This is a genomic window from Francisella noatunensis subsp. noatunensis, assembly GCF_009823375.1.
Taxonomy (GTDB): Bacteria; Pseudomonadota; Gammaproteobacteria; order Francisellales; family Francisellaceae; genus Francisella; species Francisella noatunensis.
Map to the genome: position 1 here is coordinate 1 of NZ_WBSX01000046.1, position 13,007 is coordinate 13,007.

Sequence of the window (13,007 nt, forward strand, 5' to 3'; positions counted from 1 at the left end):
CAATATAAATACAAAAAAGAAGGTGACTCTAAACAAGTTAAGATAAAGGATAGAGCGAGTATTTCTGAAAGACCTAGCAGTGCTAATAGAAAAAATCTTTATCACTTTGAAGGTGACACTATTGTTGGTAAAGACCATAAAAGTGCTATTGTAACAATGGTCGATAGAGCTAGCAGATTTACTATTTTAGCCAAGTCTATAGATAGAACAGCTAATTCAATCAATAGAATATTGTACAAAGTATCTAATGGTCATAAAATATTAACAGCTACATTTGATAATGGTAAAGAGTTTGCTAAACATAAGAAGCTAACTAGCAAGACTGGCATCAAAGTATTCTTTGCTGATCCATACAGTCCTTGGCAAAGAGGTACTAATGAAAACATGAATAGGTATATCAGACAATTTATACCTAAAGGTACTAACTTTAACAATATATCTCATCAATACATTAGAAAGTTACAGATAGACTTGAATAATAGACCTAAGAAATGTTTAAATTACTTGACACCTAATGAAGTACATTTTGGTATCTCTATAAACATTGAGAATACAATCTAGCATAGTAAATATAGATAATAATAAGAAGAAGATTGATCTTAAAATAGTTGACTTGCTAATGTCTCATGCTGCTAATGAGTCCGATATTAAACTATTAAATGAAATACGAGATGATCTTAGACATAATAAAACATCGATCGCACATATGATAGAAACCGAGCATGATGATACTGACTTCACGTCATTAAATAGCGCTTACTACAGCATTGAATTGTCTTTACAAAACTTAAATATCCAAGCTCCACTTCAAACAGACTATGGCAGATATGTTGCAATCTTGATTGATGCAATCATTAATGGTATAGATTATGAAAAGCTAAATTCAAAAGACTATGAAAAACTTTTAACAATCTTAAATAATGGTAAAAAACGATCAATTGCTGAAGATAAACAACAAACTGAAGAGCAAAAGTATCAATATCAAGCGCAAAATGAAGATGAAGACATTGTAATAGTTCAATAAGATCGGAATATCTCTTAAATTAATTATTACTACCAATAAAAATCTTATATTCCCCTTATTTAAATGTATATCTAGAATTTAAAGCAATCTTATATTCTTTTGTAAACTGAGAGGCATCATGAAAAATATGACATATAATCCCTTTATAAAGTTTTTCTTATTTATTTTTTGTATATCTCTTACCTTTGCAACAACAAAAGGTTCAAATAATGCAAACATATATATTAATAGCCTACTATCAAAACGTATGTTAGTAGGTTTCTTAAATATTGAAGATTTTTTCTCTACCTTAAAAATCAATATCCAAAAAGTTAAAGATGATGGTTACAATACAATTGTAATATCAGATGCTTATGTATCTGAATCAAAAATTAGTTTTTATCAAAATAATGATACAAGGGAGTATCATATTTTAGATAAAATACACCAAGCTAAAAAGCTCGGCATGAAAGTATTGCTATCTTTCGGTGGGTCAAAAAATACTTTTCATCCAAACATTAATAAAGATGGTCAAGATCCTGAAATTTTAGGCAAAGATATGTCTAATGCTCAAATAAATAATTTAGCCAAAAATATTATATTTTTTTAGAAAAAAAATAATATTGATGGTATTGTATTCAATCTAAGGAAATATACTTCACCAGAACTAATAGATAAGCTTTCGAACAAGATTAAACAAATAGATTCAAATATTATTGTTTCAATAAATGCTAAAATTAAAGATTATAAGCTTGTAACTTGTGGAAATAGCTATGACTATGACCAGGCAATCAATAATGGTAATATTGATTATATATTTTTACAAGAATATGACTCTCCAGGGGCATATAATCCCGATTTCATATCCCAAAGCTATGAAAAAATTATAGGAAAAACAAAAATACCACTAAAAACAAAAATACTAATAATTGAACCAACAAATGCTATAGATGCTAATATTAATTCTATTTACCACCCTTATGGCTATGCTTCGAAAACTTTAACAACTCCTGAAGCAATAGATTAATTATACCTCAAATAGATAAGTTAAAATTCAAACCCAACTTTGGCGGCATTGGAGGTTGGACATTAAATACTGAATATACGCCTAGTTATTACGGAGATCATACTTATACGCCTGGATCTTTTGCAAAAGGATTAACTAGCTGTATTTATAAAAATATTTGCTCCTCAAGAAACGCTAGAATAAAAGGTTCAATCATAGCTGGTTTTTTAACACTTCTGCCCAATGATAAATTAAATCAACTAAACAATAAGTTTTAAAATGCCCAAGAACAAAGAGTACTGTGACCAATATCCTGAGATTTGTAAATATAATATGTTAATTATTGGAGATATAATCTATAGAGAAGATAAAGATAAGTTTGATCTATCTTTTAAAAATACAAAAGGGAATCGAAAACACAACCAAGAAGAACTAAAAACGTTTATCAACTATATGAAACAAAAAGGAAAATATATACTAATAAATATTAAAGCAGATAATTCAAAAATAAACTGGAAAAAATAAATTTAGAGAGCATACGAGAGATCGTACAAGAATACGGCTTTGATGGAATAAATTTTGATTTAGATGACTCTTCTATCCCTAGTGATGAAAAAGATTCTTATATTGCAGCAGAAAAAATTAAGAACTTGATAACACCTATTAAATACAAAAATACAAATCTCTGGCTAACTTTTTCTCCCAAATGGGATTATATAGTAGCCCCATTAACAAAGAATGGTAAAGATAACATTTTTACAAATCATAGCTGTAGAGTTACTTAATAATATTGGTGCTTATAATATAGATTATATCTTTATGAACACCTATACAGATAAATCTGATGATAGCATACTTAGTTTTTATAAAGATAAGAATGATCAGTATCTACAAATTTCACCTCTAGAAGGATATGACAAATTTATAGCTTCTCTTGCTTGGGCTTTAACTACACAAGAAGGATATGATGCAAATTTACCAAAATATCATGTCGATAAGCCTTTTAAGTTACCTGCTGATAAACTTGTATTTATGATTCCATCTTTTAAAGATACAACATATATTCCAACCAATATAGATATCAATAAAGTAGTATCTCTTATAAAAGATCATGATGGATCTTTTGCAGGATTTACTATTTGGAATTCACAAAACACCGCAAACATATTAGATACACTCATAAATATACAGCTACCTAGTAATAGATCCTATATATTGGATAAAACAAAGAAAAAAATAGCATTAAATAATAGTTTTGACTTAGCTCAAAATATTGATCCAGATATAATTCATTATCCTAATAACATTGGTACCTATAATGAAAACACGACAATTGAATTCCGAGGAAAAAAATATATGTGTCTTTCTAATTTAGAATTACCTCTATGTAATAATCTTCAATATATTCCTACAGGGACTTTAGCCGATCTAGCATGGAGAGAACTAAGCTATCTCGAGAAGAAAAAAAGAAAAAAATCAAGTGAGGATAATACTCCTGAATATCCAAAAAATATAAGAAACTACAAAAATAATCAAATAGTTACATACAATAATAAAAAATTTAGTTGTATTCAAGGAAAACAGAAACTTTGCAATGACTCTAAATATAGCATGGCTAATCAAAATGGGTATCTAGCTTGGAACGATATAACTAATGATTTAGTTGATCCAAACTCTCTCAAGATGTCTGAAAAAAATCTTCAAACAAATATTGATTATAAATATCCATATAATATCCAAGATTATAAAGGAGGGACGGTAGTATCACTCAATAATTTCACATATAAATGTAAAATCGGTCCAGAGTCTGCTTTATGCAGCCAAAAAGTCTACATACCTACAGGAATATATGGGAAAGATGCATGGGAAAAACTATCCTAATATATAAAAACAGCTACTTGATTATCAACTTCAAAGGTTGTGATATCACCTGATAGCTCAATATCACGAGCTAGTGATTCAAAGTCGATATAGTATATCTTATTGCTAAATTAGTACGTATAATATTGTCCCATAGAACATTTATGTTTTTTGGTACATGGTTTTTCTTAGAACATTTATTCTCTATCGGATTCAAATCTAGAATATAATTGCAAAATCTCGTGTCAAAGGAGCTAGATGGAGCTACAGTTAAACTATTATATAAAGATAATAACCGCTTATATTTGATGCCACTAAACTCAAAATTTCAAAATAATGATGAAATCAAATCACCAACTGATGCAGTAATAATTGGTAGAGTTATTAACTCTTTTAATGTTAGGAGTTTTTGATATTATATCATTTTCATAGTTATCATGTGCAGTTATCAAAAACAAAATTCAAAAGTCTTATAACTCTAAACACAAGTCTTTAATAACCTTACATAAAACCATATGGAACCATAAATTTGTAAAAGTAGATTATGTAAGTATTTAATGAAACTATAAGAAAGTAATAAATGGTGCCCGGGGCCGGAATCGAACCGGCACGGAGGTTAAGCTCCGAGGGATTTTAAGTCCCTTGTGTCTACCAATTTCACCACCCGGGCAGTTAGTGGAGGCTGAGGCCGGAATCGAACCGGCGTCCAAGGCTTTGCAGGCCTCTGCATAACCATTTTGCTACTCAGCCACACAAACCTAAGAGTATGGAGCGGGAAACGAGGCTCGAACTCGCGACCCCAACCTTGGCAAGGTTGTGCTCTACCACTGAGCTATTCCCGCTTTATAGGGTGATATATTACCTTATTTTCAAAAGTTGTCAATAGAGATATAGCTTTAATTTTCAAGAAATATTAATTTTTAGTTCTGATTAACATCAAAACTAATCTTGAAGAGATTTTGAATATTATTTATAAGTTTAACATCAGGACTCTTACTTAAATCAACATTACCATTATTTTTGATAGGATTATTTCTTTTTAGAGTTTTAGCATCATTAGCCAACATATTTAATAGAGCCATCTCATTAATGGGCTTATTTGCCTTAGCATGGATACTTATATTCTTAGGATTCTGCAAAAACATTGCAAAAGATGACAATACCTGCTGTAAGAATTTATCTTGTTGTTGCACTGCAAAAAGCTGTAACAATGCTCCATATGAGCCTAATACTTGCTGAGGAGTCGTATTCGGATCTTGATTTGCAAGCCTAGCTATTTTTTCAAGTAGACCATAGTTAGCAAATGTAACATTTACATTTTTTAGACATAGTTCATTATTACAATCATATAAATCTTTTTGATCTTGTGCACCCACGCCTAGATATGGTAATAAGCTTAATTTGTCATTTACCATAGCTTCAGCACTACCATTCAAACTTACTAGCCCTTCTACCTGTATATCAAAGTTAGTATTATATTTATTATTCTTAAACTGACGGTCTGAATTAATTTTTATATTAATAGTATTAGTATCAAGTATTGAAAAAACCTCTCTTATTGGTGATTTCTCAGGGAAAAAATCCTTTTGGAAGTTAAGCTGAATTTTTGAGTCAGCGGTATTTGACTTAACATAAGCATTATCTAAAGTTTTACTTGTACCATCAATGATTTGATTGATAGTACTATCATTTAAGTCTACGCCATCAATCACGATATTATATTTACCATAATTATTAGCACCTAACTTTCCATCAAAGTTTAATGTTAACTCTCCAGATTTCTTACCTAATTCACCATTAAAATCTAATATTGGATCTTGCTTGTACTCTTTTCCTAAATATTTATCTGTTATTTCTTTTAAAACTTCTGAAAAGTTTGCATCGAAACTAAGATTTTGTATCTTCGAGTTCATACACTCTGTCATCAATGCTGCTAAGAAGTCCATATCAACACTAGTTCCAGACAAGTCTATATCTTTTAATTTAGCATTTGTTTTTATAAATGTCTTTTTACCTATAGTCGAGTTTAATGCAAAACTGATAGTACTGTTGCTATAGTCATAGTTAATATCAAGGTTGTATATTGCTTGACCAACAGTATTCATCATAATAGCAAATAAACCTTGATTATTTGCAAGATCTTTTGGATCTGTATTTGAGCTAACTACATTACTATTAGCAACTGCCGTAGCTAAATTTGCTATACTTAAGCCTTCGATTTTAATGTTAAAATTATTTTTAACTGTTTGTCCAGCCTTTAAGCCTGCAAATGTAGCTTTATTAATACTGATATTTGGATTTTTCGGATCATTACTTATTATCATAATATCAGTTGCTACTAGACTACCACTTTTATCCTGAGAAACACTACCTACTGTTATTTTTGTAGGATATGGAAATAGCGAATCTAAATTACTAATAAGCATCTCATTGTTGTCATGCTTCTCTTGACTAGTTAACTTAGTAGCTCCAGTTGCTGTTGTTGCATATAAATTTGTTGTTGCAAAAGTAGCTAAACATAACGATGTCAATAATATTTTTTTCTGCAAACGCATTTGATATCCTCTTTTTTTTAAAAGTTTTTAATCTAATTTATAAGCTAAAGTAAGCCGAAATCCACTCCAAAACTTACCACATACCTTAGGAATCAAATATAATGTTCATTCATTAGTTTTCAGCAATCATCATACTTAATTATTTCAATAAACTGCTATTTTTCTTACAACTAACAACAAAACTCTATATATTTACCCAAGTATTAATTATAATCTTTCTTTAGTATAACATTATGATATTAAACACTTAGCAAAGTTTAATAGATTTATTAAAAAAAATTACACTTATGAAAGATCTATCAAGATTAGATATACCTAAAAAAACAACAAAAGAAAATCCCCAAGAACTACAAAAGCCTACAGGCTCTAAAAAGAAAAAAATAGTAATTGCAGCTGTAGTATGCTTATTGGTAATAGCTGTAGCATCTAAACTTATAAACAAACATCTAAAAAAAATTAAAGCTGAAGAAGAAAAAGCAAAAGCTGAGCTACAAGTTGATCAAAGTAATAATTCAGCAGAAACTCAAGATAATAAAGATGATAGTACCCAAACCGATGCGACAAATAGTGATCAAAAACCAGACTTCTCTGAAAATGGTAGTGGCGGAAAAATGGTATTTACATTCTACAACAGTCTTAAGCATGATAGTGTAGAAGTTGATGTTCAACCTGATGCACAAAGAGCGCAGTACAAATATACATACATATATCAGATAGCTTCATTTAGAAATATGGATGAAGCCTCTTGGTATGTCAAAAAAATGAAAGAAGATGGTCTTAACCCACAGTTCCAGCGCGTAGGTAACTGGATTAGAATGTATATTGGACCTTATGATAGCAAGCGCGCCATGGCTCCGGATATAATCAAACTTCAGAGAATTGGATTAAACGGTGGTTTCCCACGTGAAATTAGTCGTACAAAAATAGAACCTACAGATACTAAAAAAGATTCAAAAAGTAAATCCACAAACGATCCGAAAGACTCAACCAACGATAAAAATCCTAAAAATTAAACCACTTTAAAAGTTATTCTTTAACTCTCTAAGCTTAGCAAACATTTCTCTACCAAATCGATATTCAGGTAACGCCTGTAATAAAGACTTATCACTTATAGATCTAATAAAAATATTAAGCTTACTCTCCTCTGCTAAATTCACAACCGGCTTATGTTCAGCCGCAAGCTCTGCAACTTGATTTCTATAATAATTAAAAGATTCATCATTAGGCAGTATACTAAGTGCAAAATCAAGATTGCTTTGCCAATAGTCATGAGCTGGATATGCCTTTATGTCTCCATCTAAACTAGAAATTTTGACTACTGAATCATACAGCTGATTTACATCAGCCGAAATCGCATGTACACCACCAACACCAGCATTAAACAATGTATCTCCACAGAAAAGAGCCTTCTCTTTCTCAAACAAGAAACATACATGATCATCTATATGTCCTGGAGTATACATTACCTTACAGTTTGTAAAACCGAAATCTATAAAATCACCATCAGCAACATAAATATTTGGCTTAAAAAGCTCATTATCTGCATAAGCATACACCAAAGCATCAGGATAGATCTCAAGCAATTTCTTAACTCCAGCAATATGATCGCCATGCCTATGTGTAATAAGTATTGCCTCAAGCTTTAAAGTATTTTGTTTGATAAATTCATCAAATATATCTGCTTTAAGAGGATCTATGACAATAGCATAATTCTCATCATATAATAAATATTGATAATTTCTTAAGTTGTTATTCAAAAACCATCTTTTAACTTGCATCTAAATATACCTTTTAGTTATTTTGATAAACTAACTTTGTTGCTGAGATATCTACACCAGCCACATCACCATTTTTTATAAAAAACTTACACAATATATGATGATATCTTTCTAGTTGTGTGATAGTCAGTAATTCCTTAGTATGCCTTTCAATATAATCATAAGCCATTTTAAAACTATAATTATCTGACTTAACTACAGCGAGTTCTAGTAACATAAGGATACTATTATAATCATGGTTAGTTCTAGTAAGAACTTTTTCAGATAATTTAGCCACCGGTATGCTAAACGCATTGACGTAAATTTTTAGCATTTCTGGCATAATATTGGTTGCAGCTAATTGCTTCTTAGCAAACTTCTCAGCCAACACCATTTCTTCAAAGTCAACAAGCTGCTCTAGATATACTCTACTTATTGTATTAGTTGTTTCTGCTTTATTATATATATCTGATAGTTTATCAACATCTTTTGCTTTTCTTAGTGCCAAGATAATTAATCTTTCACCCAAGTCCTGTTTTAGATAAACATCATATTTTTCTAAAATTTTGAGAGCAAACACATCATCCTCATCAGCTAAAGCGATACTTGCAGACAAATTTGCAATATTAGGTAAAAATCTATAATTATTTTTCTCTAAAAGTACAGTCACTTTAGCACGTGCTTCTGAGAACTTCTGTACAAGATAAAGCTTATATACCTCAAAAAATTTATACACATTTGTATTATTATTAATCTGTTTAAGAGCTTTATCCAATTCTTTAATATCTTTGCTGTTCGCAATCATACAAATCTTTTTAAAAAGCATATACTCTTTAAAATGTCTTGGAGATATTTTAGAAATATTTAAAATACTTAGCTTACTAGTTAGTCTATTATTTTCCAAAACCATATCAGCAAGCAAATCTGTAAATCTCTCCTGTTTATCAACCGTAAATAGACCAATAAACCAATTAAATAATAAATATGGAAGTTGAAAACTTAACTTAATTACCCTAAAGCCAAAAACTAATACGAATAATAGTATAAAAACCACAAATACAAAGGCAACTAAGTTTACTTTGATAGCTTTATCAGCCATCACTAACATGATATATCCATGGTTTTTAGTTGCCCATACACCAATCAAAGTAGCTAGAACAACAACTATTATAAGCTTGAAAATCCTTATCATTTATCACTTCCTTGTATACTTATATTAGTTTTAGCCAAGTTCGATTCTTTTACTAAAAGTTTATTTTGCTGCTCAGATAACTGATTAATCACCTTATCTAAACTACTATTTATATCATCAAGATTTTGCGATCTAATATTTTCTATACTCGTCTTCAACTCTTTTGCATTGCTATCTTGCACAAAGTATCGATCGACAATATTGATCAGGTTATCTTTAGCTTGATCAATGCTATCTTGATCATTACTATACATAGCACTCTGTAGCTGTATCAATGAGTTATACAAATTACTTGCAACAGCTTGTTTAGCTTGATTAGTTGCAACAAGAGTCTGATTCTCTGGTATATTTTGTATTTCAACTACAGAATTTAAAATTTTCATATAATTATTTTGAGAAGATGTATTAGCCTCCATAGAAGCATTCTCAGGAGTGATATATCTAAGCTTACCAAACTGCTGTTGAATAGAAGCAAACTGCTTGATGACATCACTTCTTGAAAGAGACTTTCTTATCGAATCTTTTACTTTCTGACGCTCACTAACACTTATATTTGCAACCCCACTAACCTCTATTTTATCAAATGCACTATCAACCAGTTCATTAGCCTTTTGTGCATTACCATCAAAAATTGCCACATCTTTAGCTAATACTAAGTAGTTGATAGCCGACTGAATATTAACTATACTCATCTGCAGATACAAATCCTTAGTTGGAACTGCTACTTGATTGCCTAATGTTGTAATCTGAGACTGTGTAGCTTTAAGGCTCTCTGTCAAAAAATCATTTTGAGCACCTAGATCTTTTATTGTCTCTTTTTGTTCAGCCTGTATTGATTTAAGTGATTCAAGTTGATTTTGTAAGATAGTTAAAGCTTGATCATTAGCACCAAGTTTATTATCACCTCTTTCAAAATCAATAACAGAATAACTAGCTAAACCAAGAGCTACTAAAGATACAACAATGCTCGCTTTAGAAAAGATATTAAATGACGTTTTGTTCTTATTTAAATTTGACTCCTGAGCAACATTATCATTAGTGCTATTGGTTTGCTCTTGCTGAATATTTTTTTCCTGTGACATTTCTTAGCCTCAATATATTCTCGTATTTTTTGATAGATACAGTTATTATCTAATTTCTCAAGCTTCAAAGTATTTTTGAAGCCTTGTTCATTAACTAATTTTAGCATTTTTGGGCTTGTTATGGTAACAATTGCAGCTGTAGGAGCTACTATTTCGCCAAAAATTCTATTCAAAGACTTAAAAATATCGATACTTGTGGTAACAATAACATCAGGATTTATACCATCATCAATGAATTTTAAATACGCTTGGCTAAGCGTAGCAACACTCTCAAAAACTCTCTGATAAGTTTCAAATTTATCGCACTTTGTTAGTTGCGATATTTCTTTGACAAGCAGTTCATTTCCAGAAACCCCAGAGATAACCGCAAAACTATCATCAGAAACATCTTCTTCCAAGATTAGCTTCAAAAGCTCTTGTGAACCATGATCGTGTGGATATATAGCATCTAAACCATATTTTTTTAGAGTTTTTGCGGTGCTTTGACCTACACTGTAGAGTTTTTTATCATGAAACAATTCAGAATTATATTGAGCAAATAAACTTTCAACAGCATATTTACTAGTAAATATATAATTTGTATAACCCAGTACTGAACTTGCTATTCTAATGTAATCTATATTAATACATGGTAGACTCGTAGCTGTATACCCTTTAGATCTTAGTAATTGTGAAAGCTTATCAGCATCATCCTTAGGACGACAAACTAATATTTTCATTTACTGGTTTTCTTGTGCAGTTGCATAGATATAGTCAAGCATTGACTTTAAACCATTAGCTCTTGTAGAGCTCAAATTATTGCCAAAACCAATTTCCTTAATAAAACCAGTATCTGAATTAAGTATATCTGCTGGAGTTGCTTCACTATATACTCTTAGTAGCATTCCAATCAACCCTGAAACAATCAATGCATCACTAGTAGCTATAAAATGTAACTCACCATCTTTTATACTGCTGTCGAACCAGACTTGGGATTGACAGCCTTTAACCAAATTCTCCTCAGTTTTTTTATTTTGAGGAAACTCTGGTAATTGCTTACCCAACGATATGACATAATCATACTTATCTTCCCAATCTTCAAAGAAAGATAATTCTTCAACTAATTTTTGCTGTCTTTGTATAACTTGATTTTCCATACTAACTATTACTATTTTAAATATATGATGTTTTGAAACTTATGATATGTTATCACACACACAAATTCATATAAACATGATAAAACATCATATTTTTCTAAAAAAACTAAAAATAATGTTGACAGCATCACAAAACAGCAATATAATACCTCACAAGTTCCCCGATAGCTCAGTCGGTAGAGCAGTTGACTGTTAATCAATTGGCCGGCGGTTCAAGTCCGTCTCGGGGAGCCAATAAATTCAAGAAAAATTTTTCACTATACTAAAAAGTTTTTTACTTAGGGTTATTTGGTAGTTTATATTTTTCTCCTCCTTTCTTATCTCTAAATTTATGAATTCTGAATAGCCCTAAGTGTGCTTATTCATAATAATATTAATTTTACTTATAATATAATTTAGAAATTTCGATTTCACTTATAGTTAAATTTTGACTATACTCGTTAATATCAGTATTTATAAAGTTTGACAATATGATATTTTTAATCTTTCTAACAACATTTCTTAGCTTAATATTTGCAATAACAAATAAGCATAAGTTAGCTATCACCCTTTTCCTTGTGTCTTTGGGATTATTACTAGTAGTATTTATTCCTCATACAATTCGATATATAAATATTCAACTTTAAGGGGCTAGCTATGAAAGATAATATTTTAGACTTATTCGACTCTATAGCTATTATTGGTATAAGTGTTGTATTAGCAATGGCTTTTTATTATCAACTTTATTTCCAAGAGCTACCCGTGTGCCTTATGTGTGTTCCAAAGAATGTCACTGAGCTTATTAACTTTTGGATTACTACTAAACTTGTCGCATGGTAATAAATATAAGAACTATTTGTTCGTAACATTAGTAGCTATTTTAAATGCTGCAATGGCGATGACACAAATACTTTTACATATTGCTCCAGGTACTGGAAATTATGGAGATGCAGTATTTTCATTACACATGTATACTTGGAATTTTATTGTAAGTATTATTTTCATAATATATGCGACTATTTGTGGATTCTTTACTCCAAATGAAGATAAAAAGAAAAATTTAAGTCTATTCACTAAAGTAGCAATATTCTTGATACTAGCTTTAACTCTTGCCAATACAATAAGTGTATTTGTTGAATGTGGTCCACATCTTTGTCCATCTGATCCAGATAGTTATTGGTTATTAAATCTATAAAAAATAATTGACATAAAATTTATTCAGTATAGAATATATACTCCTAAGCAAAATCATATCCAGCAAGTAACAAAGTTACGCTTTTGGGTTTGATTGAGTCTTAATATGCTAGATAGTATTCTCAATGTTTATAGAGATACCAAAATGTACTTCATTAGGTGTCAAGTAATTTAAACATTTCTTAGGTCTATTATTCAAGTCTATCTGTAACTTTCTAATGTATTGATGAGATATATTGTTAA

Annotated in this window: 11 protein-coding genes, 4 tRNA genes and 4 pseudogenes; 8 read left to right on the forward strand and 11 right to left on the reverse strand. The window is 30.2% G+C overall.

Features of this window, described 5'->3' with window-relative positions:
* The 4 genes from F8C69_RS05060 to F8C69_RS05075 form a co-directional block, all read left to right on the forward strand.
* The coding region (locus tag F8C69_RS05060) for an IS30 family transposase (RefSeq protein WP_159183759.1) at positions 1–561 on the forward strand (561 nt) is incomplete at its 5' end.
* Entirely contained in the window at positions 545–1,024 is a 480-nt protein-coding gene (locus F8C69_RS05065; RefSeq protein WP_159184432.1) for a hypothetical protein, read from the forward strand. The genes F8C69_RS05060 and F8C69_RS05065, both read left to right, overlap by 17 nt.
* 127 nt (positions 1,025–1,151) lie before the next feature.
* Positions 1,152–1,613, forward strand: coding sequence for a hypothetical protein (locus F8C69_RS05070; RefSeq protein ID WP_159184433.1), 462 nt, complete (start codon positions 1,152–1,154; stop codon positions 1,611–1,613).
* A gap of 1,134 nt (positions 1,614–2,747) precedes the next feature.
* Positions 2,748–3,890, forward strand: a complete 1,143-nt coding sequence (locus tag F8C69_RS05075) for a glycoside hydrolase family 18 protein (RefSeq protein ID WP_159184434.1) — start codon at positions 2,748–2,750, stop codon at positions 3,888–3,890.
* On the opposite strand, the pseudogene F8C69_RS10590 reads toward F8C69_RS05075, so the two are convergent.
* Positions 3,887–3,985 (reverse strand): annotated as a pseudogene (locus F8C69_RS10590) (antirestriction protein ArdA); the annotation flags it as partial. The gene F8C69_RS05075 and the pseudogene F8C69_RS10590 overlap by 4 nt on opposite strands.
* Before the next feature lie 135 nt (positions 3,986–4,120).
* Here F8C69_RS10590 and F8C69_RS05085 point away from each other — a divergent pair.
* Positions 4,121–4,282: pseudogene (locus tag F8C69_RS05085) on the forward strand (LexA family protein); the annotation flags it as partial.
* 168 nt (positions 4,283–4,450) lie between these two features.
* Here F8C69_RS05085 and F8C69_RS05090 read toward each other — a convergent pair.
* The 4 genes from F8C69_RS05090 to F8C69_RS05105 all read right to left on the reverse strand — a co-directional run bounded on the left by F8C69_RS05090 (position 4,451) and on the right by F8C69_RS05105 (position 6,424).
* Positions 4,451–4,539 (reverse strand) — tRNA-Leu (locus F8C69_RS05090).
* Between the two features lie 6 nt (positions 4,540–4,545).
* Positions 4,546–4,619 (reverse strand) — tRNA-Cys (locus F8C69_RS05095).
* Positions 4,620–4,636: 17 nt separating this feature from the next.
* Positions 4,637–4,711 (reverse strand) — tRNA-Gly (locus tag F8C69_RS05100).
* 78 nt (positions 4,712–4,789) lie between these two features.
* Complete coding sequence (locus F8C69_RS05105) at positions 4,790–6,424, reverse strand: hypothetical protein (RefSeq protein WP_159184435.1); 1,635 nt, start codon at positions 6,422–6,424, stop codon at positions 4,790–4,792.
* 287 nt (positions 6,425–6,711) lie between these two features.
* Between F8C69_RS05105 and F8C69_RS05110 the strand changes: the two genes are divergently transcribed.
* Positions 6,712–7,437, forward strand: coding sequence for an SPOR domain-containing protein (locus F8C69_RS05110; RefSeq protein ID WP_159184436.1), 726 nt, complete (start codon positions 6,712–6,714; stop codon positions 7,435–7,437).
* 6 nt (positions 7,438–7,443) lie between these two features.
* Here F8C69_RS05110 and F8C69_RS05115 read toward each other — a convergent pair whose 3' ends face one another.
* Genes F8C69_RS05115 through F8C69_RS05135 form a run of 5 tightly spaced genes read right to left on the reverse strand, consistent with a single transcriptional unit; the run spans position 7,444 to position 11,591 of the window.
* Positions 7,444–8,202, reverse strand: a complete 759-nt coding sequence (locus F8C69_RS05115; RefSeq protein ID WP_159184437.1) for an MBL fold metallo-hydrolase — start codon at positions 8,200–8,202, stop codon at positions 7,444–7,446.
* 13 nt (positions 8,203–8,215) lie between these two features.
* Entirely contained in the window at positions 8,216–9,373 is a 1,158-nt protein-coding gene (locus F8C69_RS05120) for a heme biosynthesis protein HemY (protein WP_159184438.1), read from the reverse strand.
* Positions 9,370–10,455, reverse strand: coding sequence for a hypothetical protein (locus tag F8C69_RS05125; RefSeq protein WP_159184439.1), 1,086 nt, complete (start codon positions 10,453–10,455; stop codon positions 9,370–9,372). The genes F8C69_RS05120 and F8C69_RS05125 overlap by 4 nt, the downstream gene beginning before the upstream one ends.
* A complete protein-coding gene (locus F8C69_RS05130; RefSeq protein WP_159184440.1) occupies positions 10,380–11,174 on the reverse strand; it encodes a uroporphyrinogen-III synthase in 795 nt (264 codons plus the stop codon). The genes F8C69_RS05125 and F8C69_RS05130 overlap by 76 nt, the downstream gene beginning before the upstream one ends.
* Positions 11,175–11,591 (reverse strand): SufE family protein, encoded by a 417-nt coding sequence (locus F8C69_RS05135; RefSeq protein ID WP_159184441.1) that lies wholly within the window; start codon positions 11,589–11,591, stop codon positions 11,175–11,177.
* Positions 11,592–11,749: 158 nt separating this feature from the next.
* Here F8C69_RS05135 and F8C69_RS05140 point away from each other — a divergent pair.
* Positions 11,750–11,825 (forward strand) — tRNA-Asn (locus F8C69_RS05140).
* A gap of 402 nt (positions 11,826–12,227) precedes the next feature.
* A pseudogene (locus tag F8C69_RS05145) lies at positions 12,228–12,765 on the forward strand (disulfide bond formation protein B).
* A 108-nt stretch (positions 12,766–12,873) separates the two neighbouring features.
* Here F8C69_RS05145 and F8C69_RS11390 read toward each other — a convergent pair.
* Positions 12,874–13,007 (reverse strand): annotated as a pseudogene (locus F8C69_RS11390) (IS30 family transposase); the annotation flags it as partial.